Source organism: Pseudoalteromonas lipolytica, assembly GCF_001306915.1.
GTDB lineage: Bacteria > Pseudomonadota > Gammaproteobacteria > Enterobacterales > Alteromonadaceae > Pseudoalteromonas > Pseudoalteromonas simplex.
This window is the reverse complement of record NZ_LJTC01000011.1, coordinates 113,167-138,762: the sequence shown is the minus strand read 5'-3', so window position 1 is coordinate 138,762 and position 25,596 is coordinate 113,167. Positions and strand designations below refer to the sequence as shown.

Sequence of the window (25,596 nt, the reverse complement as noted above, 5' to 3'; positions counted from 1 at the left end):
AAGCTAAATTATAAAAATCTAAGCTTTAATAAATTTAAATATAAAAACAAGACAGAATAAGTGCAGCAAATAAAGGAGTAACAATGAGTAGTGATGATAAAAGCTCAGTAAAATCAAGCAATCTGGATGATTTAATTGATAACCTTATTAGTGATGAGGATCTTGAGCGCTATATTGCTGAACAAAACGACGGTTTAACTCGTGAAGAAAGAGAAAAAATAAAAAGAGAAAATCGTATTAACGCAATTAACCAGTGGTGCGCCGAAAACCCTGGCCGAGATCCTGCTAGAGCAAAAGATAAAACCATCAAACAACTGGCGTTAGATGAAGAAGCTGAGGTGCGAATAGAAGAGTTTAGAAAAAATAACCCTGAGGAAATGGCTGAAATTGAAAGAAGAAATGAAAACAAAAGCAAATATTTTGATGATAGAGAAACCTATAAAGCGCAACTGCCAAGAGACTACTTACATAAAGACAGTTATGAAACGCGATTAAAAAAAGCAGAAGCACTCAATGGCTGCAGCTTCAAAACTCGTACCTTTAAAAGTAAGCGTTTTACTGATCAATATGAAGCAGAGCTTGAATCCCCAGATAGTGGCTCAACACTTGAGGGGCATTGGGTAGAGAGCGATGGTAAGCAGTTGGCTATTTCATGGTTTGGAGGCTGGTCAAATTTATTTACTGCTCTAAGTTTCTTGCTAATGGTCGCAGCGGTTATGTTTTTTTTCGTTGATTTGGTTGTTATTGGTTTTGTGTGGGGCGACTATCGATGGGTGCCATTTGCTATATATGCACCTATGTTTATTGTCGGTTTTTATATGCTGAAACATCGCGCAATATTAGCGCACCGAGATAATTTTTACTTTAATCGCCATACCGGCCTCGTGAAAACTCCGCATACTTTATTTAGAAAACCGTTTTATTTACCTTATGAAGACATTGTTTGCTATGGTGCAAATCAGCGTAATGTCGGCTCAGCCCGTGGTGGCTCACGTGTATTTGTATCACTCATGGTGCCGTTAAAATACCCTAAACATTATCGCTTCACTAAGCCAACATTTTATGTAGGTGGTTCAAACCGTGACTGGGATTCACTGGCATACGCCACAGCGATGACCTTTATGGATACATCCATCCCGCTTGGTACTCACTTATATCAATCGATAGAGCATTACTTCAAAATTGATAAAGACATAACAGAAAAACACGGATTCCCAGAAGAGCTAAAACCCTATTTAGATCCAGTCGATTGCCAAGTAAATAGAGAAGCCGTGTGGTAGTGAAGCTAGTTTGGTTTGTATTTACGCAAAGGAGTGGCACCGAACTGTAAATAAATAGTTAGTAATACAGTTCGGTAATAAGGAAGTTGAATATGCTTGAGCAATACGCAGAAACCGCTTATCGCGGAAAACAAGCTGCAAAATTTAGAAATGAAATCGCAACAGATGAACGTGAATCAATGTATTGCCGCTACCAAAGTAAACAGGCGCAATTTCCTAGGGGTAATGTGTTAGGTCACTGTTTTGATAACTCTCAAATATTAGAATATAAAATGAATCTAAGTGGTACTGCAAACCGGCATCGCAGTATCCTCAGTCAAGGTAAGAATCGACTGGAACTTCCATTAGCTTCTGAAGCAGTCAGTTTCATCGATAACTTAACTTTCTTCTGGGGGGTCATACACATTTATGTTTTATTTCTTTTGATAGCATTCCCAGTCGCCAGTCTTTTTTTAGGAGATATTGGAGAAGCTTTCAATAGTTACATTTTTTTGTTGCCTATTTGGTGTTTTTCAAAAATTCTGAACTGTGGAATATGGCCATACTTTAGGCCTAATTTTAAATTAGCAGTTATTTTTGAACGTAAAACGGGAATCGTAAAAGTGCCAAGGAAAGGTTCTAAAAGTTTTTCTTATTTAAGCTTTGAACAATTTAACGCGCATTATAAAGCTACTCATAATCCTAAGAGTGGATTTCCACACAGGGGATTTACACTTTTACATTATAAAGAAAATCGTCATTATGATGTTGCTTACAATAATGAGATAACTTGCAGCTTCCATCATTGGGAACTATTACAAAACTTTATGGATGTTACCCAGCCTTTGGCCGATATCCCACAATTTGAATATTATCGAGAGTTTGATAAAACAACCGCAGAGTTTGATAAAGCGAATGGTCGTCCAAAATATTTTTGGTACCGTGTTGAGCGCAAGTTCGCTAAACAAATGAACAAAGAAGCCCTGAAGTTAAGTAAAGAGTTTGATAATGAGGAGCAACTAGATAATTTACTGATGGGTAAACCAATCAAAAAGCTCAATCCACCTGAAATTTTTAAGTTTCCTTGGAAATACGCAGAAAATATAAAACCAGAAAGTGAGATTAAGTTTGGCAAAACAGCGTGGCAAAAATTCACTTCGTTTTTAATGATTGATTTGTAAAAACTGACTGTTAGGGCAACATTGAAAGATAAGGATATCAATGTCTATTTCGTATAGATTCGCAAAAATGAATGCCAGCGCAATCGAAGTGTCACAAAAATTTAACCAGTGTATCGCTCTAAATAAGTTTGAATATAGCTCACTAGCCAACCTTACACGCTGGGCAAACAAAGAAATCACTAAGCCATGGGAAAAATGGCCAATCGACGAAAGCTTAAATCAGCCTGATACAACGCCTTATTGGAAGCGATTAACAAAAACCTTATTAAGACAAGTAGCAGTGGGTGTTTAGGGTCTGAGATATTTAAAGTGGAATGGTTAAAAACAAGGAATGTAGATAGCAATGACTATGAGTAGTGATGATAAAAGCTCTGTAAAATCAAGCAAGCTGGATGATTTAATTGATAACCTTATTAGTGATGAGGAGCTTGAGCGCTATATTGCTGAACAAAACGACGGTTTAACTCATGAAGAACGAGAAAAAATTAAAAGAGAAAACCGTATTAACGCAATTAACCAATGGTGCGCTGAAAACCCTGGCCGAGACCCAACAAGAGCGAAAGATAAAACCATTAAACAACTGGCGTTAGATGAAGAAGATGAGGTGCGAATTGAGAAATTTACAAGAGATAATCCTGAGGAAGCGGCAGAAATAAGTATAAGAGCTGAAAATAAAGTTAAATACCGCAAGAATAGTCAAACCTATAACGAACAACTGCCAAGAGACTATTTACATAAAGACAGTTATGAAACACGATTAAAAAAAGCAGAAGCACTCAATGGCTGCAGCTTTAAAACTCGTACCTTTAAAAGTAAGCGTTTTACTGATCAATATGCAGCAGAGCTTGAATCCCCTAATCGTGGCTCAACACTTGAGGGGCATTGGGTAGAGAATGATGGTAAGCAGTTGGCTATTTCATGGTTTGGAGGGTGGTCTAACTTATTTACAGCACTTGGTTTTTTCTTTGAAACACTCGCTTTTATGGTTTTCTTATTTCATGTATATGCGTTAATTGCGAATGGGTTTGAATATTTTTGGATTATGGCCTCAATCTATGTGACGCTCTTTGGTTTGGGTTATTTCACTTTAAAACATCGAGCCATATTAGCGCACCGAGATAATTTTTACTTTAATCGCCATACCGGTCTTGTAAAAACCCCGCATACTTTGTTTAGAAAACCGTTTTATTTACCTTACGAAGACATTGTTTGCTATGGCGCAAATCAGCGGAATGTCGGCTCAGCCCGTGGTGGCTCACGTGTATTTGTATCACTCATGGTGCCATTAAAATACCCTAAACATTATCGCTTCACTAAGCCAACATTTTACGTTGGTGGTTCAAATCGTGATTGGGATTCACTGGCATATGCCACAGCCATGACCTTTATGGATACATCCATCCCGCTTGGTACTCACTTATATCAATCGATAGAGCATTACTTCAAAATTGATAAAGATATAACCGAAAAACATGGATTCCCTGAGGAGCTAAAACCTTATTTAGATCCAGTAGATTGCCAAGTAAATAGAGAAGCCGTGTGGTAGTGAAGCTTTATTAAGGCAAATAGCTGTGGGTGTTTGATGTTGAAGTAACATCAACACTTATTTACAACGAAAGTCTAACGTTACCGGTAGATTTTGATGCGTTTGAAAAGCCAATTGAAAATGTCTCACCTGATTTAGCAATTGCATAAGGAAAAAAATGCAAAACAATGACTACTTAACTGTTGATATCATGCCTAAAAAAACGAGATTTAATCGTTTTTTTTACCCTGAGAGATTAAATGGTCTTAAGAAGAAGTTCAAAGGCTTATGCTATTTATATGATTTACCTGCAAGAAAGCAAACAGTAATTCAAAAACATCCAGAGCGATTTAAAATAGAAATGTGTGGGAATAGTCCTACTCGAGCTTTGCTTTTTGGTCCTATGGCTATTGGTGGAGTTCTGAGCTTTGTTACTTTTATCAGCATCCTATCGCTACCTATTTATGAAGAAGGTGAAAATTTTCAATGGTGGATCCCAATCTTAAGCTTTTCTTGGAACTTGTTTTTTCTTAATTTATTGCCAATAACAGAGAGTTATATCCCCAAAAAACAAATCTACTTTGATAGAAAAAAACAGTTAGTCGGCTTTACTTATGACATACCTGGATGTGAAGAGCGCGATGAACTGGGTAATTGTTGTTTTAAATGGGCCGATATTGTATGTCATCTTGATATTGTGGCAACGCGCCCAGGTGTAATGGGGTTTGTGCCTTTTATTAGTCATATTGATGAGGATAAATACCCTGAGACTAAAATAGCAGTTCAAGTGCCTGATAACTCAAATAACCCGATGAACTGTTATTTATATTGGGAACGTGTAGTTCGGTTTATGGATAGCAATCAACCATTGCCTGATGTGCCTGAGTATGAAAGTTGCCGTCATCTTGATGAGTTAACTGCTGAATTTGACAAGCACAATAAGAGACCCGATAAGTTTTGGAGTGATTTTTCGCTTGCTCAACAAGTCGAAATTTGGCGAAAATTCAATAAAGAGGCTGCGCATTTTAATTGGCTTAGAGCAACACCTAACGAAGAAATCACTAAACCTTGGTTGCATTTTAAAGGTGAGCCCGAGCGCATAGAAAAGCTGACATGGAAATACAAAGCAAAGCGCTTAGCACTACAATTATTTATAGGAATACCTTAAAAGATAGTTTGATGCATAGTATTGGGTTAAGTGTATTGATAATAAAAATATCTTAATTGTAGTTTTTATGTACCGCCTCGGCTTGTTAAAGCAAAGGAATCTAATGCAAAAACAAAATTACCTAGGTGTTGGAATAATGCCGAAGAAAACGAAGTTTAATCGTTTTTTTGAATATCGTAGTATAAAAAATACATATCACGAATTTAAAGGCCTGTGTTTTTTATATGATTGGGCTAATACCAATAAGGTATATGAAAATGAACGCGAGAGATATAAGGTCATTCCTTGTGGCAACAACCCTATAAAAGCCATATTGTTTGGGCCAATGGCTATAGGGGCTGTATTGAGTTTATTAATTATAATAGCATGTGTTGTCGCAACATATTCAGAAGAACCATTCCCTTGGTGGCTTGTAATTCTGACCTTTTCTTGGAACTTATTCTTTTTAAATTTACTACCAATAACAGTTAAGTATATACCTGATAGGGTGATGTACCTTGACAGGCAAAATCAAACGGTCGGGTTCACTTTTGATATTCCCGGTTGTGAAGGGCGTGATGAATTAGGTAACTGTTGTTTTAAATGGGAAGAGATTGTTTGCAGGTTAACCTCGAAAATGGGCGCGCCGGGTGTAATGAATTACTTTCCAGAAATTAGCCATATAGACCAAGATAAGTATCCTAAAACAACTGTAACTGGTTCAGTTGTCGAACTTTCAGCCAATCCTGTGCATTGTTATTTATTATGGGAGTGTTATGTACGTTTTATGGATTTTAGTAAGCCGTTACCTGATGTGCCGGTATATGAACAACACCGTCACTTAGATCCAGTTACTGCAGAGTTTGATAAGAAAAATAATCGTCCTTCAAACTTTTGGGTAGACTTTTCAATTGAACAGCAAATTGAAATTAGGGACGAAATTTTAGAAGATGCTTTTCCATTTGATTGGCTAAAAGGTAAAGCAAATGTCGAAATAACCAAGCCTTGGCTACATTGGAAAGCCGAGCCAGAACGCATAGAGCGATTAACGTGGAAATATAAAGTTAAGCGTTTACTGGTTCAACTTTTTATAGGTTTTCCGTGAAAAGGCTTAAGTTGAATTGCCAATGATACGTTAACAGTTTTGCAAAAATAGCACTCTTAAAATTACCTTCGACGAAGTAAGCAAAAAGCAGTGGGTGTTTAGGGTCTGAGATATTTAAAATGGAATGGTTAAAACAAGGAATGTAGATAGCAATGACTAGTGATGATAAAAGCTCATTAAAATCAAACAAACTGGATGATTTAATCGATAACCTTATTAGTGATGAGGAGCTTAAACGCTATATTGCTGAACAAAACGACGGTTTAACTCATGAAGAACGAGAAAAAATTAAAAGAGAAAACCGTATCAACGCAATTAACCAGTGGTGCGCCGAAAACCCTGGTAGAGACCCAACAAGAGCAAAAGATAAAACCATTAAACAGCTCGCCTTAGATGAAGAAGATGTGGTGCGATTAGAAGAATTTAGAAGAGATAATCCTGAAAAAGCTGCAGAAAGTAGAAGGAGAGCCGAAAATAGTAGTAAATATTTTGATGATAGACAAACCTATACAGAGCAACTACCAAGAGACTATTTACATAAAGACAGTTATGAAACGCGATTAAAAAAAGCAGAAGTACTCAATGGCTGCAGCTTTAAAACTCGTACCTTTAAAAGTAAGCGTTTTACTGATCAATATGCAGCAGAGCTTGAATCCCCAGATAGTGGCTCAACACTTGAGGGACATTGGGTAGAGAATGATGGTAAGCAATTGGCTATTTCATGGTTTGGAGGCTGGTCAAATTTATTTACTGCTCTAAGTTTCCTGTTAATGGTCGCTGCAGTTATGTTTTTTTTCGTTGATTTGGTTGTTATTGGTTTTGTGTGGGGCGACTATCGATGGGTGCCATTTGCTATATATGCACCTATGTTTATCGTCGGTTTTTATATGCTGAAACATCGCGCTATATTAGCGCACCGAGATAATTTTTACTTTAATCGCCATACCGGCCTCGTAAAAACCCCGCATACTTTGTTTAGAAAACCGTTTTATTTACCTTACGAAGACATTGTTTGCTATGGTGCAAATCAGCGTAATGTCGGCTCAGCCCGTGGTGGCTCACGTGTATTTGTATCACTCATGGTGCCGTTAAAATACCCTAAACATTATCGCTTCACTAAGCCAACATTTTACGTTGGTGGTTCAAATCGTGAGTGGGATTCACTGGCATATGCCACAGCTATGACCTTTATGGATACATCCATCCCGCTTGGTACTCACTTATATCAATCGATAGAGCATTACTTCAAAATAGATAAAGACATAACCGAAAAACATGGATTCCCTGAGGAGCTAAAACCCTATTTAGATCCAGTCGATTGTCAAGTAAATAGAGAAGCCGTGTGGTAGTGAACTTTGTTAGGTTAGCATTTATCGCTATTTTTCTTTTTACTTCAACTGAGGTATTCGCAGGCATGTTTGGTTTGTTCAATAAAAGTGATTTTTTGTTATCTGCTCCAGTTCAAGGGGTTTTACTAGATAATGGTAAACCGGTGGCAAAGCAAAAAGTAACCCGTTTGCTTACTTATGGTAAAGAATACATTGATAAGACGATAACAGATGAGAATGGCCGCTTCCGCTTTGATGAAAAGCTAATAAGAACAGCTAAACCTGCAAAAATGTTTGATAATGACTCGCTTATTCAACATATCTACCTTGAAAATGGCACTCCCGAAGGTATTGTGCTTTGGTATACAAGTATTTCAATTCATGAAAATAGTAATACCCTTAAAGGGTTGCTTGGTGATCTTGTTTGCGATCTATCAAACAGCCCACAAACAGTTGATATTCAGATAGAAGAGGCGCCTGAGCATACGTTTGCTATTTACGGTATGTGTGAGCTGCGCAAAGCTAAACTTTAATCTCTTTCTAACAGCACAGCGCCGCTTTGATCTTCACCTAAATAATCATCTTTGTTGTAGATAGGGCATTTGGCCATTGATAAACAGCCGCAACCAATACAACCATTAACGCGCTCGCGCAATCGCTGCATGTATTGAATGCGTTCATCTAATTGCGTTTGCCAAACTTTAGAAAGAGCTGCCCAATCTTGTTTAGTGGGTGTGCGTTGCTCGGGTAGGGTGCTTAACGTTTGTTTAATGTCTTCAAGAGTTATGCCCATGGTTTGTGCAGCTTTTATAACGGCAATTCGGCGCAATACATCGGGTTTATAGCGGCGCTGGTTACCGTTATTACGCCAGCTGCGAATAAGTCCTTTCGACTCATAAAAATGCAAGGTTGAAACTTTTACGCCACTGCGTTTTGCCACAAAGCCAACCGCTAGGTTTGCATCAATAAGTTTCTTATCTGACATAATTTTCTCCAAGGTGTTGACCTAAAGTTAGCTTGAGGTAGTGTGCATTCAATAGTAAAAAAAATGCATTTCACTGTGCAAGTAATATTTCAATCTTAGTGTCGAAATTTTAATTTCATCTATGAATAAAGTAACTTTTTTAATATTTTTGGTAATTTTTTTGTGTTTTTGATGTATAGTATATTTCTGTTTATGTTTTAAATACAAAAGGAAGGGTTATGAAAAATAAATTGTTATTTGGTATGGTTTTATTAATGGCTAGCTCAACATCATATGCGTCAGTGAAAGATAAAAAAGCAATGAGGAACGTTGACAGTAATATTCTAGCTGAAGTGAGTAAAGTAAAATCTAGCTGTGGAAATTCAGCTTTAGATGTAACTGTAGACTGGGATAGCTATAAGAATATGATTAGTAGTAATGGTGAAAAGCTTAATAAAGATAACTATAAGAGTGAGTGGGTTATTTCTCATTCAGGTCAACGAACCGTTGCGGCACTTGAGGCAATAACATCTATATGTGGAAGTGATGAAGATTATAAAGAAGAATTAGCAAAGTTAAAAAAGATTAAAATAACAGCTAAGCAAGACTTTTTAGATTCAAAAAATAACTTTACTTTATCTGATAATACTTTAAATATTGAAACAGGTCATAAGATGACTCGAAGAGCGTCTGATTATACTGATAAAATAAAATCTTTATTTTAAATTGATTGTTGTAATGATCTACTAAATGTAGATCATTACATTTTAGTCTATAACTAGAATGTTATAGCTCTTTTTCTATAGCATTCTGTACTGATTCAGCTCTTTCATCTATTTGATTCGCCGCATTCAATATTGGTGAATGATTTAAGGTTAAAATACCCTTGCTGTATGTTGCAAAGTGGTTAGCATTATGAACATTACCATAGTTTTGAATGATTAATTTTTTCAAATCTTCTTCTATCGCTTCTTTAGAAAATTCATCAGAACACATTTCTTTAAATGCTTTTATGGTTGGTTCAAAATAGATCATAGGCCAAGTTTGATCATATAAATGAGCGTAATCATCAATAGCAAGCGTTTCCCAATTTACTTCTATATCAAATTCGAATTTGGCTGCTTCGAAAATTTGTCTTTTAAGTGAATCGAAACGATTCTTTTCAAATTCTCTTGCTGCTTTTTTCTCTCTTAGTCCCATTGTCATTCCTTATTTATTTGACATGTTTATTAATGATTTAACTTAATGAATTACAAAGTTCTATTAAGTCCTTTTTCGATAAGTTGATTAATGCTGTGTGGTAGAGGCTCTGAGTAGTTAATTTTTATTGTTATAGTTTTATTGTTGAGCTTCAAATTAAACTTTGACATTTCGTCATTCTTAATGTGGAATGTGTGTACTTTATTTATTGCTGATAATGTAAAGTCATCATTAGTTAATTTTTTTATGTTTTCTGTTAAATAATCGATAACAATAGAAATTTTTTCAGCCTCAATATTGTTATTATATTTATCAGCAAAGAATTTAAATTCTAAATCATAACTTGATTTAAACATTTCTGACGTTAAATTTATTATTTCATCTATATCAATTATTTCTGATGTTGGCTGTTTGGTTTCTAAGTTTTTAAATAAATTTACTGTTGAATTTTGGTCTTTAATTGTTACGTGTGTTGCATAATTTAAATCAAAAATGGTTTTGTTTTTATCTTTATCAGATATGAGTACAGTGTTACTCTTTTCACTTAACTCTTCTAACCTGCCGGTAAAATTATTTCCAAACTTATCAAAAAGAGTAACTTCAAAAGAAGATTCTTGATTGATTAACCTGCTTATTAAATCTATTGGAGAGGGGATTGTTGGTTTTTCTTGGGTGTTAATCATGATATTCCTTATCTAGATTTAGTCCTTAATTTAGGGATATTATCTTTTTTTTTTGATTCAGACAATATCATTTTTCACTTTCTGTGTTAAAAACCTTTGTTTTATAGTCACTGCTTAATTATTCACCATTGTTCACAATGGGCGAAAGCCGATCGAGTTGATGGAATGGATAAAGCAGCTAAGCAAGCCATGGATTTGCACGGGCCAGATGCAAAAATGAATGTAGAATTATCACGTTGTAAGTAAGGCGGAAAGATGCACGAATTTAAATTAGATGAGGACTTTGAGGGCTTTTTAGAAGATTTTGGAATGCCAGAGCAGCAAGAAAGCTGTTCTTCAATAACATTAGAAAAATTTAAAAATAAGCTCCCAGATCGTTTATTAGAATATTGGCAAGAATATGGGTTTTGTAGCTTTAAACAAGGTTTATTTTGGATTGTTAACCCTGATGATTATGAAGATACCCTAGATGAATGGTTAGAACATACAGATATTCCAGATAATGATATCTATCATGTTTTTGCACGAAGTGCATTTGGAAATTTATATATTTGGGGTGAAGAAACCGGTTATAAATATGAAGTTAATACTCGGCGAGGTTGGATTATTGAGCAAGATGGGAATGCTCGTGATGAGAATGATTTTTCATTAGAGATCTTTTTTGGTGGAGCAAACGTTAAAGATTTTGATATTAAAGATAAATCTAGATCTTACTTATTTGAACCATCTATCAAAAAATTTGGTGAATTAAAGGCAGACGAAATGTTTGGTTTTGAACCGAGCTTAATTGTTGGTGGAGAAGCTATTTTTGACAATATTAACAAGGTAAATATTTTTGTTCACTTATCTATATTGGCGCAATTTGGTCAAATCGAAGTACTTGATCATGATGCACTTATACGAAAAGCTTTTTCATAATTAAAATCGCTCTTTAACAACACGGATGTTCTATAGGCTTGGGCTATTTGGCTTAAGCCTTGCAGATATTTTGGCTCTTATTGCCTAACCCATTTTGGCGATAGCGATTTTGACTACGACTCACTCGGTCGTCGTATTGCTAAGCAGACTGAACATGGCAAGATTGATTATATTTGGGATAACGACCAGCTAATAGGTGAATACCAGCACGGCGAGTATACCTGGTACATCAACTTTCCCAATCAATTTCACCCGGTCGCACTGATTAAACAAGGTGAACTGTATTACTACCACCTAGACCAACTAAATACCCCACGTTTTGTAACTAATAAAAACGCAGAGGTTGTATGGCAAAACCACGCCGATGTGTATGGCTATGAAGAACCAGAAACCCATGCTGACTTTTATAAAGAAAACCGCTTCACTCAGCCAATACGTTTTCAAGGGCAATATTTTGATGATGAAAGCGGCCTACACTACAACCGCTACCGTTATTACAGCCCTAAGCAACAACGCTTTATAAATCAAGACCCGATAGGCTTAGTTGGCGGCATAAACCACTACCAATACGCGCCGAATCCGGTTAATTGGGTGGATCCCTATGGGTTGATGTGTAAGGAAGGTGAAAGAAGTTTAAAAATAAGCTTAGATAGAGCTTTCAATAAAGGTGTGATTAGTAGGGAGTTACAAAGGAATCTATTTGAAGCTGCGCAAATTGGTTTCATCACTCCGAAAGAGATTAAACAAGAGCTTATATCTGGAAATCCAGCTTCATTACTTGTATTCGAAGCTAAAGACAAATCAGAGCCACTAGTTTCTCAATCTGTAATAAAAGAAAGTAATAAAACTCCGCCCTCTGTGGATGAGCTAATTATGTCAGATTTAAACATCGGCAATAGTTTAAATGGTTTAGAAGGTGAAGATTTCAAAAATCATGTCCTTATGAATTACTACTTACATCCAGGTTTAGATGTACTATCGCGCGAAGAATTTTTGTCAATCTCTGTATATACAACAAACTTATATGAACCAATTAATAATGGTTTAAGAGGCTTTTCTTCCGATGATAAAAAGAAATGGTCTAGAGTTGTTGAAAATGCCAATAAAGGCTTAGAAAAACTAGCTGAAAACCCAGAGTTCAGATATGAAGGTGAGGTTGTGCGGGGAGATAAGTTTAGTGATGATTTATTAGATGAGTTATTTCCCATTGACGGAATACATCATGAAAAGGGTTTTAAAAGTACCAGCTTTAATCCAGATAAAAGTTTTTCCGGTAATACAAAGATTACAATTAAATCAAAAAATGGTGTTAAAGTGGCTGACACAGCTTCAGTAGCTCCACATGAAGAAGAAGTTTTATTTAAATCGGGAACTAAATTTAAAGTTATTAGTAGAAATACATTAAATGGATTTACTGTAATTAAACTAGAAGAGATGTAAATAATGAGTAACGATTTTTTATTAGATGATAATGGTCTTCCTATTACAGATCCAGATATTATCAAAATTTTTGAGGAGAGATTTAGAATTCCCGACGATCTTCGCTTTCCTTTTATGACAAATAAAATGAGCGGTTCTAGAGAGCCTCATAAAACACAATGGATGTTATCATATCTTGTTTACCGAACCGCGGTGCCCAAACCTACTGATGAACAGTGCAAAGAATATTATAAGAGAATTCAAGTAGATTGTGATGATGATATTAATCGTTTTCGAGGTGCTCTGCTTGGTTGTGCTGTTGGGGACGCTTTAGGAACGACGCTTGAATTTCAAGCTCCGGGAACATTTGAGCCGATTAATGGCATTATTGGAGGTGGGCCGTTCAATCTTAAAGCAGGGGAGTGGACTGATGATACAAGTATGATGTATTGCTTAGCTCATAGCCTTGTTCGCACTAAAGTTTTTGATCCAAAAGATCAAATGGATTTGTATTCTAAATGGTGGAAGGATGGTGTTTTTAGTGTTAATGGAAAATGTTTCGATATTGGAAATACCGTAATTCATGCACTGAAAAATTATGAGCGAACAGGTGATCCTATAGCGGGTGACAAAGATCCTAATTCAGCCGGAAATGGTTCGTTGATGCGTTTAGCACCAATACCGATTCGTTACTATTACAGCTTCGAAGACTCAATTAAATATGCCGCTTTAAGTTCTAAAACAACTCATGGTGCAGAAGAAGCAGTCGATGCGTGCCGATATTTTAGTGGTTTGCTATGGGGAGCACTTCATGGTGAATCTAAAGAAAACTTACTAGATGGAGTTTACTCACCTATCGAGGGTTATTGGGAGAAGAACCCACTTTGTCAATCTGTAACTGACTTAATAATAAATGCTGAGTATAAAACTAAAAAAGCTTCGCAAATACGTGCTAGTGGCTATGTAATGCATACTTTAGAAGCTGTTTTATGGGCTTTTTATCATTCTGATACCTTTGAGGACGGTGCTTTGCTGGCTGTCAATCTAGGTGAAGATGCTGATACTACTGGGGCTGTATATGGACAACTTGCTGGTGCTTATTATGGAGAGCGTGTGATTAATTACGATTGGGTTAAAAAGATTAAAGAGTTACATGTCTTTTATTTAAAAGCTATGGAACTTAAAGAGCTAATTAAGTCAGAGCTAACTAATTAAAAGTATTTGTTTTTTACTTTTTCTTGTACCGACGCTTTAAGTAATGATGACAAAACGTATGTCAGCCTTGATGTTATTGAGATGAATGTAGAAAGGGTCAATGACAATTTGTTTCGTTGGCTTAAATTTCATCCTGATAGCTAGTAACCTTGTTTAAGACTAGAGATTTTAGAAGCGGGTAGTAATGCGCTTATCAAACGAAAGAATATATGTAACGTGTATGATGAAGCGTTAAAGGTGACACATGATTTTAAAAAATTAACATTTTTAGATATCTACAATCTGAATGTTAATTCACAAACTCTGACATTTGACTTAGAACTCTCTTTGTTGAGTCAGAATGTAGTTAATATGAATTGTTTAATTAAGATTGAAAATACAGGTTTTTCTCCACTTGAGTGTCACCGTTTAGAGGTGGAGGAATAGCCTGCGGCCGGATTGATGCTAACTGCTATAAGAATACGTAAAAAACCTTACAAGTTCGTAGTTGAGCACAAGGTTGATTACGAGATAGATACTGTAAATTTAAAGGTTTAACTTGAAGGTTAATTATGGAGATAAGACTAAGTTTTATGGGCTGTATGCGAGGACTGAAAATGATTCGAACAAGTGGAATCGTGCTGTATTTAATCTAAAGCCAACAGGTGAATTCAATATTGATTTTTCATGGGGTCAAGAATTGGCAGATGAAATAGAGCGACTGAATGATGAATAAATTTTTCGATAACTTTTACAACTTCAAGGGATTTGGCCCCGCGATAAAAGCGACAATGCCAACCAATGAAACGCTTGAATTTTTTAAAGGCAAACTTCCTGAGCGTTTGTTGGAATACTGGCAAGAATATGGCTTTTGTGGCTGGGGTGATGGCATTCTCTGGCTAGTAAATCCAGAAGATTACCATGATATTTTACAAACTTGGCTTGAAGATACTGAGTTTGCAGAACGAGAAAAAGCCGGTATTGATAATTATTATGTGATAGGTCGAAGCTCTTTTGGAAAGCTCATTGTTTGGGGGAAGACATCTGGTCAAAGTATTACCATTAATCCAAGTTTTGGTATGATTTTCCCTACTGATGGCACTTCGGACTTAAATGAGGATGGAGAAGATTTAACGGTAGATTTATTTTTTGCTATTATGCGAAAGGATGCATTAGAGCAACAAGACATTAACGAAAAGCCTTTGTTTGAGCGTGCACTAAAAAACCTAGGCCCATTAGAAGCCGATGAAATGTATGCGTTCGTTCCTGCGTTGGCTCTTGGTGGTGTAAATAAGCTTGAAAATTTGCAGAAAGTAAAAGCGATTGAGCATTTGAATTTTCTCGCTGAATTGGGCGAGAAACTCATAATGGCTGATATTGTCGCTATGTCTAATGAATTACATAAGAAGTAACGCTGTAGCGGTTAATCATTTCAACTAAGTAATACTAAATTGGGTATCCAACAGGTACTAAATAGGCCATTTCGTCGAACGTTAATATGAAATGGCTTTGAAAATAAATACATGAAAAGGACTTTCATATGTCAGCAATAAGAATAACTCAGTCAGTTGGTCTGAGTGGTGTTAATAATCCAGCTGATGTAAAAGCAATACAAACCGCATTAAATAAATTACTTAAATTGCTCCCTTCTATAAACGCATTGGTCGTGGACGGGCGTTTAGGTTCCCGCCCAGAAAACTCTAAAAAAGTTGCTGCAATTAAACAGTTTCAAAGCAAAGTTGTAGGTATGGTGCGGCCAGATGGGAAAATAGACCCAAATGGCCGAACTCACAAAAAGATTAACGAGAAACTAATAATTAAAAGCCATCAATTACGTTTTAAATTACCATTGGCATCATCGAATGTTCAAGAGTTAACTGAATCTGACTTTTTGAGTGTTGCTAAGACATTGAATTGTAAAGTTGCTGCGATTAAAGCTGTAGCTGAGGTTGAATCTTCTGGTGATGCCTTTTTACCTAACGGAAAACCAAAGGTTTTATATGAAGCGCATATTTTCTCGCGATTCACAAACCATCAGTATGATTCGAGTCACCCTTCTGTTTCTAGTAGGAGTTGGAATCGAAGCTTATATGTTGGAGGTGCTCTAGAGTATAAAAGGCTTGAAAAGGCTATGGAGTTGGATGCAACAGAAGCTTTAAAATCAACTTCATGGGGGCGTTTTCAGATTATGGGTTTTAATTTTAGAGCTGCAGGATTTGCGAGTGTAGAGGCTTTTGTAAAACAATGTTTAATTCGCAAAGGAAGCAGTTAGATGCATTTGTGAACTTCGTTAAAAGTAAAGGTTTAGAAGAGTATCTCAGAACATTGAATTGGGCTGCATTTGCCCAAAGTTACAATGGCTCACAGTACGCCCAAAATAATTATGATATTAAATTAAAAAAGGCCTTTGACAAGTATGATAAAAAATAAGCTTTTTTCTGTTTTGCTCACTTTGCCGCTATTGTGTATTAATGCGTGCCAAGCGAATCCAAGTGACTTTGTTGTTATTTTTAAGTGCCATTCAGATACGCCAACCAAGATCCGTGTGGTAGTTAAGGAGCAGAAAGGCCTTTTTGAACTTGAGCAATTTAGTCATTCGCAATTTAAGCACTCAATGCCTGAAAAAGTAATTGTTATCGGTAAATTTAGCTATCACCGCCCGTTGGTTACAGAACATAGTATGGAGTTTAAAGTCGGTGAAAATAAATTAACACTGAGTGATTATCACAGTGAAGAACTAGGTATGAATATAAAAGAAAAATCGGTCACGTTAGTCCAAGGCGGTAAGAAAGAGTATTGGCTTTGTGATGATTTGAGTTCTAGTCAGTTACCTTCTGTAGATGATTTTAAGAAATAAGGTATTTCCGTTATGGGTTATGGAGATACATTAGGCGAGACTCTGAAAATAACTTGCGCTAGAAAATGACAGGTGGTCGATATTTCCACTTTATAAGTCATTGAAAAAGCAGTATCTAGAAATAGAAATTAGATTCGAAATTACGACTATACAATTTTTAGACGTGAATTAAAGGGAGGTTTAAGCATATGGTTGGCTTAATGAAAAAATACGATGTTCATATGTGCTCTGAGGTTAAGGGTTGTATTTTGAATTATGGAGAGCCGGTAAATGGAGTAAGAATACGTCGAGAGTTAACTTATGCTCACTCAGTTGTTGAAATTGATGAAACGGTAACGGATGCTAATGGCCATTTTTCAATGCCCGAAATATTAATAACGTCAAAAAAGCCTGGTGATATGTTTGTTCATGATGTTGTATTACAGCGCATTACAATTTTAAGTAATGAAGAAACGTATGTTTTATGGAACACAAAACAACTAGGTATTGAACCATTCAAAGAGATAGAAGAAAAATTGCTTACTCTGAATGGTGATTTAAGTTCACAAGAAGTGCGATTCACTTTTCCCAATAAGAAAAACCCGAGTTTGGAATTCGATGGGTTAAGTATTTGTAGGTGGGAAAATGATTTTGAAGTTTTTGAGCTTAAAGAGAGTGAAGGATATTTCAGCGATTTTGTCTAATAAAAGTGTATTCAGTGAAATGTTGTCGATATATCAAAATTAAAGAGAGCTCTTGCATTGAGCCGAGTTTTGCAAATAGGAGAAGGTTTGTTTTTTAATGATGAACAAAAGCGTAAAGTTGAACTTTATGCGCTCATATATGTTGCCGTATTTCTTTTACCTTTCCCTATTTCGCTACACTTTGCTGAGTTAGCTAAAATTGGCGGTATATTACTTTGGCTGATTGCTTCTGTAGCGTATATGGTTGCTTATCTAAGGGTGGTGTCAGAATTACCTAAAAAGGATAGGGTTCTAGTTACTTGGAATCAATCTACTTACCTACCACAAGTCATTTTCAAGGTTGCTCCCGTGTTAATCTTTATGCTTGTTTGGTTAATTCTCAGCACAGTTTGGTATTAGCATATGGGATATCGAATGGGTTAAAAATTAATAATCTATAAACCGAGTTCTATTATATTTATTCTAAAAGCAGGAACATTTAATGAATCGCTATGACACTGCTCCAGATCCTTTTAACAAGCCAGTAAAAGTGTGTCGGCATTTAAAAGAGAAGGTTGATAGAAAGGTAAAAATTGATCCAGTACCTTACGTAATAGGAATAACTGATGACTATTATACTTGCTCATGGTTATGTATGGGCTGTATTGAGAAATATAAAGTACCAAAGCAAGGCGTTTTTTTATTTCATTTACCAGCAAGTGATGATGGGGATGAACACTTTGTGTTTCTACGTAACTTGAACTTGGACTTAAGCGACATAGAAAGTTGCTTTGATATATTAGGCTTTAAAAATTCGGGCGATTTAGATAATAACCCATTTGAGGCTGTTGAAGGAGAGTTGAACGTTTATTTAGATTTCAACACGTTCTTTTTATTATCTGGTATTACTCCAGCCACTAATGATGCATATGTACGAGATACACTTAAAGTACCATTCGGCTCAATATTAATGTAGTTAGGCCCGTTCTTCATACCACACGACATAACAACAACGTTTTATAAACCAAGACCCGATAGGCTTAGTAGGTTGCATAAACCATTATCAATATGCGCCGAATCCGGTGAATTGGGTGGACCCGTTTGGACTTAGTTGTAAGGAAGGTACGTCTACTAATATTTTAACCCCTGTTATAGGTGCGTCAGGGAAAATAGTTGAACATATTTCAAGCGATACAAAGCTGGTCAGGTTTGAAAGCCCATTAGAAAGTACGCCTATGACGCCACATGAATCTCCATTTTTCGATGTTTCAAAGGCAATGAAATACGGTTTAAAGCCAGATTATTATCAGGCCCTATTCGCCGCTTCAGAACCAAACTTGGGAGAGCTAACTAAGCTAAGGAAGAAGCAGGGAAATTTTAATAATGATGTGGAGCTAAAAGAAGCAACAGTTGGTGAGTTGTTAGAGAAAAACCTGATGCTAAAGTATTATCTGATTTTAGGTTTAATGATTCTGTTTTGGGTAAAGAGTCTGGCGTATATATTGTAATCACAAACAATCAGCCAGAAAAAACCAAAGAGCAAGAAAAACCGAAAAAACTCAACTTTAAAAAGCCTATAGGTGAGAATGAAACAGTAGATAAGCCAGTTGTAAAAATCCTGGCTGGAAGTGCGTCTGAAAAGCCAAGAGGGAAATGAAGCTGGGCGGAAGAACTTGAAAACCCTAAATCTAACACTATCTATGAGGTAACTTCTATTCATGATGGTCAGCCTGCAATTTATACTTACGAAACAGATGAACAAGGTCGTACAATAAAAGTTAAAGGTAAGCTCACAAAGTCAGCAATAAAAGATCAAACGATAAGAGATAAAAAAACACCGTAGTTCGAAACAAAGTAGCTATGGTTGCGATGATCCAATGTATGATGGTGGGCATTTAATTGGTACACTTTTTCAAGGTCCAGCAGAAAAAATAAACATAGTACCTCAACTAAAAGACCAAAATCGCTTTGCTGAATGGAGAGAAATAGAAAAAGAGTTAGATAAAGATAATGAAGTAGAAGTAGAGATTTCGGTGACATATGATGGTGATAATACTTCGCCGAAGACTCTTTTTGCTACTTATATGGTTGATGATAATGAGCCAATAGAAAAAGAGTTTGATAACTAAGGATACAAAATGTTCGATACAATCGACGATATATACAATCATATAGGGCAAGCGATGTTTGACGCCCTCCCTAATGAATGGGATATAGCCACATTAACATTACTAATGGATAAAGTAGATGTTTCCGTAACGATGTTTCAGAAATATTTGGATAAGAGTGATTCCAAGAGTTACCAATATTTTAGTGTTAATAAACGAAATGGAGTTGCATATGAATCAAAAGTTTCCGATGCTTTCTATGCACTCTTTCATATAATGAAAAAGAATGAAAATGATGTTCCTTGGAATAAAGCACGATTTGAAATGACATCCGAAGGCGACTTCTCAATTGATTTTAAATATGACGAAGATTTTGCTTGGTACAAATCCCTCGATATTGAGAGTCAAGAATATAATGATCTTGACATAGATGTGATAAATCAAATTAAGTCATGGGAAGGTTTACCTGAAAGTTATCCTAGGTATTGGGCAAAACGCTATTAGTGCTTCCAAATGTAGATACATTAACGAGAGCAGATGTATCGGCATTTACTTTAAAATACAATAACTCGGCTGTATTGGAAGAGCACTGGCAGGATAACTATTCTGATAATGCAATGCGATTATGGGAGGAGGTAAAGCAAGCCTATGAAAATAAGGAAGAAAAGTAATATAGTATAGATGAATTAATTTTTGCTCTAAATTATGACTTTGCAGTTATGCCTTACCAAAATGATAATGATGACTTGGGCTTTTATAAATGGATTTTCTTAGAGATTTCTAAATTAAGTTAGAGTTCGTTAAATTCTTTTTTATTTATAAGTCAGATGTCTATTTTAATTTTTACTCTGGTGAGTAAGTACTAAATTTCAGTTGATGTAATTAATAGATAGAATTTTTCGTGTAATAGCAATAAAGCGCCAAGTAAAATGGATGCCACACAGCTCTAACACTGATAACAAAGTAGTGTGTATGTTTTTATGTAGTGAAGAGCATTTTTAAATAATCACAAATAGCATTTTTAAACATGAAAAGGACTTTCATATATCAGCAATAAGAATAACTCAGTCAGTTGGTCTGAGTGGTGTTAATAATCCAGCTGATGTAAAAGCAATACAAACAGCATTAAATAAATTACTTAAATTGCCCCCTTCTATAAACGCATTTGCCGTGGATTGATGTATAGGTTCGCGCCCTGAGAACTCGAAATCGCTCAAAATCCAATGTCAAAATATGTTAAAAAAATCTTACGGTATTACTGGATATTGACTTGAAAGCAAGTGGTTATTAAGGCGAACTATATTACTACCACCTAGACCAACTAAACACCCCACGTTTTGTTACAAACAATAACGCAGAAGTTGTATGGCAAAACCACGCCGATGTGTACGGCTATGAAGAATCAGAAGCTAATACTGACTTTAATAAAGAAAACAGCTTCACTCAGCCAATACGTTTTTAAGGCCAATATTTTGATGAAGAAAGCGGCCTACATTACAACCGCTACCGCTATTACAGCCCCAAACAACAACGCTTTATAAACCAAGACCCCATTGGCTTAGTAGGCGGCATAAACCATTACCAATACGCGCCGAATCCGGTTAATTGGGTAGATCCGTTTGGACTTAGTTGTAAGGAAGGGGCTGCCACAGTTTTAAAAATCGGTCATGGTAGTGACATGCATTTTGCGATTCAGGTCAAAGCAAAGTTTGATACGACTAAAACTCACCAACATGGTGGTACTGAGGCTGATGGCACTAGAACCAATACACTTATCATCGGTTACGATGAGGAAGATTTTGCAGGTAAATCGATTGAGAAATCGACGATTAAGTTACCAAATGCGATAGCTGCAAGTGACTTACAAAGGCAACCACTTAGAGAAGGCGACATGGCTCTTGATAGAGCTGATTGGAATCCAGATAACTTGGATACACCACTATATGATCCTGTTAACCAAAGTTGTTTAACCCATGTATTTGATGTGTTAAAAGCTGGGGGGGTTGAGAGTGTTCCTAATAATTCCGACATTGAAGATCGGAAAGTTAGGGTGTTTACACGCAAGTTAATGAAAGGAAAAATTCACTCTCCTAACAAAAAGCCAGAAGAAGATAAGAAAGAGCCTAAATCCGAAGATGCGACTCTTGAAAAACATACCAAAGCAGTTGAAGAGTATAAAAAACACTATGAAACGCGGCTAAAAGACTCAATTGCGGCAGGAGATTCAGCTAGGAGGCAAGGTGCTTTTAAAGCAAAGATTACAGAGGCTAAAGGTGAGCTTGGTGCTTCAATGTATATGGAAAAAGAGTTTTCAGACCCACCTCCTCCAGCCACAATGGAAATGGGCTTTGGCCAGGTCCAGGAGTCGACCAAGTATGGGCAAAACGAGACGAAAATGGCAAAGTGATAGAGTACTTTGTTGTTGAAGCTAAAGGTCCTGGCGCTAAATTAATGACTGGCGCCAAAAAAGGTAACCAGATGACGGATCCTTGGATTAAAAAAAGCTTAGAGTCGATGAAAAAGTCAAAAAAATACAAAGAGAAGAACAAGTTAGGTAAAGATATTTTAAGAGCTATGAAAAATGACGACCCAAAGATAACTAAATTAGTAATTGAAGCTAAAGAGGTCGAAGGTAATATAATTGGTGGGAAGATTCAGCCTCTTCCATAGGAAAAGAAGAATGTTAAAACTTAATAATTATGATTTCGAATTTGGTGAACTATTTGAAGAATCACCTATTACATTAGAAATAAGATTAAAACATATGAATGACCCATCTGTTGGGGTAGACACTAAAAAAAGAGCGTGTTGGGTTCTTTCTGAAGAATACAAAGAATTGGCATGTGCACATTACGTTTTAGAAAACTATAATGAAGCAAAATTTTACCTAAAAGAAGCGGCACCATTTGCATACTTAACAGGTTTTGATTCCGAGCTAAAAGGGCATAACAATGAGTGGACAATCCAAGGAGAGTTAAATGTCGCTTTATTGTTTGGCGATGAAACAATAATTAATAAATTACGTGAACATGCAGATGACTTTACAACCAGCAGTGTGACCAAGAAAGCTATTTTTCTATATGATCATTTATTAATAAAAATAGGCACAGGCAAAGTGCTTTCTACAAACGAAATAGAAAGCGCACTGACTGAGGCTAAATCAACAAAAGATAAAGATGTACAACAATGCATTGTGCCGCTTGTTGAGGCGATTAAAGGTCTCTCTATAGGTGATAATTTATTATGGCAATCAAGTATTGATAAAGTCATTGCATGGCATACTGATGAATGTAAATACGGCGACTTTAAAGAAGATGGAAATGCGGTCATGTCATTAAATGCGCTTAGCATGGCCAAATTGGGTAAAGATATGCATGGCTGGCAGTGTCAAACAGACTCACTTTATTTACCGTTATATTTAATTAACGATTAAATTTTTAGCCACTAATTTAGAGAAGAAATGATGAGTAATGTGATTAATCTTTTTATTGTTGATGAAGCTGTCTATCCCACAACCTCGAACTTAAGCGATGAGCAAACGTATCAAGCGTTAATTGATATTACTCAGGATGAAGCGACAAGATGGCAATCAATAGAGCTTAATATGCGAGCATTTATTCCTGCTATAGAGTTACTTGATGCTGTTGTGGGTGGCCAAGGGTTACTGCCGGTATGTACTTTTCATTATTATCCTTATCAATTAATTGGACCAGATGCTTACATCAGTGGTTCATTTGGCTTTTTTTCGAATGAAATGGTGCAAGACCTATTCCCTTTATTAGAAAAGTATTTTGAAGTCGATATTGAGAACAGTGAAAATAAAGCGTTAGTAGATAGTATTGAGCATAGGGCTGGTGAACTTGACCCGCAAGCTTATGAAATAGTCCGCGACCGCTACTTTGTTACGTTTAGAGATGCCTCAATGCAAAATAAATCTATCGTGGTATTGATTGAAGAGTAAACCTACGATTGTTTATCGTGCAAAAAATTTTTTATATGTTTGTTAGATGAAAGCGGTGACACAATGCCTACAAAAGAAGAGATAGATAAATTCATTACAGCACAAAAAGTTTGCAGTCATTTAGCAAAAAGTATTGTAAATAAAAGCAGGATAAAGCCGATTCCATATGCAATTGATTTCCTAGATGATAGCTATGATTTAACTTGGTACTGCGATGAATGTGTTAAAAAGTATCACTTACCAGAAAACGGAGTTTTTTTATACCATTACCCAGAGGATGATGAAGAGATAACTAATTTCGTAAAAAGGCTGGGCGATTTAAAAAGCCTCGAATTTCAAGTAAGTAAATTAAAAGGTTTTAAAGTGTCTGAGAACTATGATAACTCACCTTTTGCACAGTTCAGTAGGGATGAAGCTGAAAAACCATCACTTTTTAGTAAAGAGCAATTTAATTCATTCTCGGGGTTAAATGATGAGAAAGTAAGGCATATGGTTGAAAAAGCTTTAGTAGTCCCATTTGGCACTGAAATTAACTTAGAGGGTTCAAATTAGCAATTAATCTGTAAGACGCTGTATTTAGTGCAGAACTTAATAACACTCATAAGCTCAGTTATTTCTGAGAAGATTTTTAAATAAGACACTACTATAGAAAAGGACTTTCATATGTCAGCAATAAGAATAACCCAATCTGTTGGACTAGGTGGCGTTAATACCCCAGCCTATGTTAAAACAGTTCAAACCGCTTTAAATAAATTATTAAAACTTATCTCACCAACAAAAGTGTTGGTTGTGGATGGACGTTTAGGTTCCCGCCCAGAAAGCTCTAATACAGTTGCTGCAATAAAACAGCTTCAAAGCAAAGTTGTAGGTATGGTGCGTCCAGATGGAAAAATAGACCCAAATGGCCGAACTCACAAAAAGATCAACGAGAAACTAGCGGGTTTGGCCTTGCTAAGTAAAGTTAAAAGCCTCCAATTATGCCAGTGACAACTGCGTTTTGGATGAAAACAGCTTTTGCTGAAGTTGGAGAGACAGAATTTGATGGCAAAAAAGCAAATCCACGTATCTTAGAGTATTTCAAGGCATCAAAGTAACAGTGTTAATGTAGCAAAGTATAAAAAGGATGTATGGGATAACTTTGTAGTTCCGACTAGCTTTGATTCATTGTCAGCGAGTTTGCCTATTTATACACAAAATGCATCAGTTGCAGGAAGTGAGGCCTAATGAAAAAAATATTTATTATTGTATTTGCTTTTTTGGCTTTAACTAAGCCTGTATTAGCTAAAGTTACTGAAAGCTTAGAGCTAAATGGGTTCAAAGTAGCATCAGAAAGTGTTCAGTTTCTTGCGAAAGTTAAAATCACTAAAGTAGAGGCTTTTCAAGAAGATGATAATTCGGAAAAGCATGTTTATTATGCGGATGTACTCTCTACTTACAAAGGCAAACCTATCAAGAGCTTAAACTATGATATGTATGTTGAGGCTGGGGAAGATGTTATTTTTAATTCAGAGCCTGTCTATATAGCACTTTGTGTTGATGAAAGTGGAAATTTTTACTGGCCAGGTACAGGGTCTGAATTTAAATCGTCAGTAGCTATTGAGTCTTGGTTGACCGAACATAAAAAAGAGGTAGCTACAATAAGCGACAGCATTGGTTGGTGTAAATGATGTCTAAGAGCTCACTGAAGAGCTTTGATTAATGGATAGAGAAATACTATGAGTGAAATAAACACGGATGTTAACTATAAAACAATGGCAGGAAATGCCCGTTTGGTGATAATTGCAGAGCCTAGTCATAATCCATTCAAGAAAGGGGACTTTCATACGTTCTCCTTTTCCTTCTTGTATGATTCATCTTTCTGAATAAAACTGATTGAGAAATAGTATGTTCAGAGTTATTTTTTCTGTGTGTTTGCGCTTCTCCTATTTGTTTCTGGCTCAATATTGGGTAATTTAATAGATATTAATGATTCTGACTTAACGTGAGAAGTAGCTGCAAAAGTTTGATTAATGCATCTGAAAAATTAGCGCTTTGGTGCGAGAAAACGGTTGGGATAGAATACTGGATTCTTTAAAAACATTAAGT

Annotated in this window: 31 protein-coding genes and 4 pseudogenes; 32 read left to right on the top strand and 3 right to left on the bottom strand. The window is 36.0% G+C overall.

Annotated features, from left to right (window positions below; genetic code table 11):
- Nucleotides 1-83: 83 nt before the first annotated feature.
- The 8 genes from AOG27_RS16275 (at nucleotide 84) to AOG27_RS16240 (ending at nucleotide 8,078) form a co-directional block, all read left to right on the top strand.
- Entirely contained in the window at nucleotides 84-1,280 is a 1,197-nt protein-coding gene (locus AOG27_RS16275) for a dolichyl-diphosphooligosaccharide--protein glycosyltransferase subunit 2 (RefSeq protein ID WP_235523714.1), read from the top strand.
- 92 nt (nucleotides 1,281-1,372) lie between these two features.
- Nucleotides 1,373-2,440, top strand: a complete 1,068-nt coding sequence (locus tag AOG27_RS16270; RefSeq protein WP_054554055.1) for a hypothetical protein — start codon at nucleotides 1,373-1,375, stop codon at nucleotides 2,438-2,440.
- A gap of 40 nt (nucleotides 2,441-2,480) precedes the next feature.
- On the top strand, nucleotides 2,481-2,732 hold the full coding sequence (locus AOG27_RS16265) for a hypothetical protein (protein ID WP_152967162.1): 252 nt from the start codon (nucleotides 2,481-2,483) through the stop codon (nucleotides 2,730-2,732).
- Between the two features lie 51 nt (nucleotides 2,733-2,783).
- Nucleotides 2,784-3,986 (top strand): hypothetical protein, encoded by a 1,203-nt coding sequence (locus tag AOG27_RS16260; RefSeq protein ID WP_235523713.1) that lies wholly within the window; start codon nucleotides 2,784-2,786, stop codon nucleotides 3,984-3,986.
- A 157-nt stretch (nucleotides 3,987-4,143) separates the two neighbouring features.
- Entirely contained in the window at nucleotides 4,144-5,133 is a 990-nt protein-coding gene (locus tag AOG27_RS16255) for a hypothetical protein (protein WP_054554053.1), read from the top strand.
- Between the two features lie 103 nt (nucleotides 5,134-5,236).
- The gene (locus AOG27_RS16250; protein WP_054554052.1) at nucleotides 5,237-6,217 is read left to right on the top strand and encodes a hypothetical protein; all 981 of its coding nucleotides are present in this window, start codon (nucleotides 5,237-5,239) and stop codon (nucleotides 6,215-6,217) included.
- 152 nt (nucleotides 6,218-6,369) lie between these two features.
- Entirely contained in the window at nucleotides 6,370-7,566 is a 1,197-nt protein-coding gene (locus AOG27_RS16245) for a hypothetical protein (RefSeq protein WP_054554051.1), read from the top strand.
- On the top strand, nucleotides 7,566-8,078 hold the full coding sequence (locus AOG27_RS16240) for a DUF6795 domain-containing protein (RefSeq protein WP_054554050.1): 513 nt from the start codon (nucleotides 7,566-7,568) through the stop codon (nucleotides 8,076-8,078). The genes AOG27_RS16245 and AOG27_RS16240 overlap by 1 nt, the downstream gene beginning before the upstream one ends.
- Here the strand turns inward: AOG27_RS16240 and soxR are convergent.
- Nucleotides 8,075-8,530, bottom strand: coding sequence for a redox-sensitive transcriptional activator SoxR (gene soxR, locus AOG27_RS16235; RefSeq protein WP_054554049.1), 456 nt, complete (start codon nucleotides 8,528-8,530; stop codon nucleotides 8,075-8,077). The genes AOG27_RS16240 and soxR overlap by 4 nt on opposite strands.
- Nucleotides 8,531-8,748: 218 nt before the next feature.
- On the opposite strand from soxR, the gene AOG27_RS16230 reads away from it, so the two are divergent.
- Nucleotides 8,749-9,234 (top strand): hypothetical protein, encoded by a 486-nt coding sequence (locus AOG27_RS16230; RefSeq protein WP_054554048.1) that lies wholly within the window; start codon nucleotides 8,749-8,751, stop codon nucleotides 9,232-9,234.
- 61 nt (nucleotides 9,235-9,295) lie between these two features.
- Here the strand turns inward: AOG27_RS16230 and AOG27_RS16225 are convergent, their stop codons facing one another.
- Together AOG27_RS16225 and AOG27_RS16220 are read right to left on the bottom strand one after the other, a co-directional pair.
- A complete protein-coding gene (locus AOG27_RS16225) occupies nucleotides 9,296-9,709 on the bottom strand; it encodes a hypothetical protein (protein WP_054554047.1) in 414 nt (137 codons plus the stop codon).
- Between the two features lie 50 nt (nucleotides 9,710-9,759).
- A complete protein-coding gene (locus AOG27_RS16220; protein WP_054554046.1) occupies nucleotides 9,760-10,392 on the bottom strand; it encodes a hypothetical protein in 633 nt (210 codons plus the stop codon).
- Nucleotides 10,393-10,647: 255 nt separating this feature from the next.
- On the opposite strand from AOG27_RS16220, the gene AOG27_RS16215 reads away from it, so the two are divergent.
- The 23 genes and pseudogenes from AOG27_RS16215 to AOG27_RS16120 all read left to right on the top strand — a co-directional run bounded on the left by AOG27_RS16215 (nucleotide 10,648) and on the right by AOG27_RS16120 (nucleotide 25,178).
- Nucleotides 10,648-11,310, top strand: a complete 663-nt coding sequence (locus tag AOG27_RS16215) for a GAD-like domain-containing protein (RefSeq protein ID WP_054554045.1) — start codon at nucleotides 10,648-10,650, stop codon at nucleotides 11,308-11,310.
- A gap of 366 nt (nucleotides 11,311-11,676) precedes the next feature.
- Nucleotides 11,677-12,750 carry an RHS repeat-associated core domain-containing protein gene (locus tag AOG27_RS21950; protein ID WP_054554044.1) on the top strand — a complete coding sequence of 358 codons (1,074 nt, stop codon included), beginning with the start codon at nucleotides 11,677-11,679 and terminating at the stop codon, nucleotides 12,748-12,750.
- 3 nt (nucleotides 12,751-12,753) lie between these two features.
- Entirely contained in the window at nucleotides 12,754-13,944 is a 1,191-nt protein-coding gene (locus tag AOG27_RS16205; RefSeq protein ID WP_235378321.1) for an ADP-ribosylglycohydrolase family protein, read from the top strand.
- A gap of 704 nt (nucleotides 13,945-14,648) precedes the next feature.
- Nucleotides 14,649-15,335 carry a GAD-like domain-containing protein gene (locus AOG27_RS16200; RefSeq protein WP_235378320.1) on the top strand — a complete coding sequence of 229 codons (687 nt, stop codon included), beginning with the start codon at nucleotides 14,649-14,651 and terminating at the stop codon, nucleotides 15,333-15,335.
- 128 nt (nucleotides 15,336-15,463) lie between these two features.
- Nucleotides 15,464-16,353: pseudogene (locus tag AOG27_RS16195) on the top strand (N-acetylmuramidase domain-containing protein).
- Entirely contained in the window at nucleotides 16,340-16,780 is a 441-nt protein-coding gene (locus tag AOG27_RS16190) for a hypothetical protein (RefSeq protein WP_054554043.1), read from the top strand. Before AOG27_RS16195 ends, AOG27_RS16190 begins: the two are co-directional and overlap by 14 nt.
- A 200-nt stretch (nucleotides 16,781-16,980) precedes the next feature.
- Nucleotides 16,981-17,463 (top strand): DUF6795 domain-containing protein, encoded by a 483-nt coding sequence (locus AOG27_RS16185; RefSeq protein ID WP_152967161.1) that lies wholly within the window; start codon nucleotides 16,981-16,983, stop codon nucleotides 17,461-17,463.
- Nucleotides 17,464-17,550: 87 nt separating this feature from the next.
- A complete protein-coding gene (locus AOG27_RS16180) occupies nucleotides 17,551-17,862 on the top strand; it encodes a hypothetical protein (RefSeq protein ID WP_054554041.1) in 312 nt (103 codons plus the stop codon).
- Between the two features lie 82 nt (nucleotides 17,863-17,944).
- The gene (locus tag AOG27_RS16175) at nucleotides 17,945-18,418 is read left to right on the top strand and encodes a hypothetical protein (protein WP_054554040.1); all 474 of its coding nucleotides are present in this window, start codon (nucleotides 17,945-17,947) and stop codon (nucleotides 18,416-18,418) included.
- Between the two features lie 43 nt (nucleotides 18,419-18,461).
- Nucleotides 18,462-18,506, top strand: a pseudogene (locus AOG27_RS21945) (hypothetical protein); the annotation flags it as partial.
- Nucleotides 18,507-18,533: 27 nt separating this feature from the next.
- Complete coding sequence (locus AOG27_RS16170) at nucleotides 18,534-18,950, top strand: hypothetical protein (RefSeq protein WP_235378318.1); 417 nt, start codon at nucleotides 18,534-18,536, stop codon at nucleotides 18,948-18,950.
- On the top strand, nucleotides 18,920-19,099 hold the full coding sequence (locus AOG27_RS16165) for a hypothetical protein (protein WP_054554038.1): 180 nt from the start codon (nucleotides 18,920-18,922) through the stop codon (nucleotides 19,097-19,099). Before AOG27_RS16170 ends, AOG27_RS16165 begins: the two co-directional genes overlap by 31 nt.
- 169 nt (nucleotides 19,100-19,268) lie before the next feature.
- Nucleotides 19,269-19,571, top strand: a complete 303-nt coding sequence (locus tag AOG27_RS16160; protein ID WP_268795055.1) for a DNA/RNA non-specific endonuclease — start codon at nucleotides 19,269-19,271, stop codon at nucleotides 19,569-19,571.
- Between the two features lie 9 nt (nucleotides 19,572-19,580).
- Complete coding sequence (locus tag AOG27_RS16155) at nucleotides 19,581-20,054, top strand: immunity protein YezG family protein (RefSeq protein ID WP_054554036.1); 474 nt, start codon at nucleotides 19,581-19,583, stop codon at nucleotides 20,052-20,054.
- A gap of 808 nt (nucleotides 20,055-20,862) precedes the next feature.
- Nucleotides 20,863-21,012, top strand: a pseudogene (locus tag AOG27_RS21940) (hypothetical protein); the annotation flags it as partial.
- A gap of 12 nt (nucleotides 21,013-21,024) precedes the next feature.
- A pseudogene (locus tag AOG27_RS21935) lies at nucleotides 21,025-21,165 on the top strand (RHS repeat-associated core domain-containing protein); the annotation flags it as partial.
- Nucleotides 21,166-21,228: 63 nt separating this feature from the next.
- On the top strand, nucleotides 21,229-21,957 hold the full coding sequence (locus AOG27_RS21640; RefSeq protein ID WP_054554035.1) for a hypothetical protein: 729 nt from the start codon (nucleotides 21,229-21,231) through the stop codon (nucleotides 21,955-21,957).
- Nucleotides 21,954-22,220, top strand: coding sequence for a hypothetical protein (locus AOG27_RS16145; protein WP_235378343.1), 267 nt, complete (start codon nucleotides 21,954-21,956; stop codon nucleotides 22,218-22,220). Before AOG27_RS21640 ends, AOG27_RS16145 begins: the two co-directional genes overlap by 4 nt.
- A gap of 10 nt (nucleotides 22,221-22,230) precedes the next feature.
- Nucleotides 22,231-22,983: an immunity 49 family protein gene (locus AOG27_RS16140; RefSeq protein WP_054554034.1), complete on the top strand. Its 753-nt coding sequence runs from the start codon at nucleotides 22,231-22,233 to the stop codon at nucleotides 22,981-22,983.
- A 27-nt stretch (nucleotides 22,984-23,010) separates the two neighbouring features.
- A complete protein-coding gene (locus AOG27_RS16135) occupies nucleotides 23,011-23,511 on the top strand; it encodes a hypothetical protein (RefSeq protein ID WP_235523712.1) in 501 nt (166 codons plus the stop codon).
- 63 nt (nucleotides 23,512-23,574) lie between these two features.
- Nucleotides 23,575-24,063: a hypothetical protein gene (locus tag AOG27_RS16130; RefSeq protein ID WP_054554033.1), complete on the top strand. Its 489-nt coding sequence runs from the start codon at nucleotides 23,575-23,577 to the stop codon at nucleotides 24,061-24,063.
- A gap of 111 nt (nucleotides 24,064-24,174) precedes the next feature.
- Nucleotides 24,175-24,498, top strand: a complete 324-nt coding sequence (locus AOG27_RS21635; RefSeq protein ID WP_054554032.1) for a hypothetical protein — start codon at nucleotides 24,175-24,177, stop codon at nucleotides 24,496-24,498.
- A gap of 236 nt (nucleotides 24,499-24,734) precedes the next feature.
- Entirely contained in the window at nucleotides 24,735-25,178 is a 444-nt protein-coding gene (locus tag AOG27_RS16120; protein ID WP_054554031.1) for a hypothetical protein, read from the top strand.
- Nucleotides 25,179-25,596 lie beyond the last annotated feature (418 nt).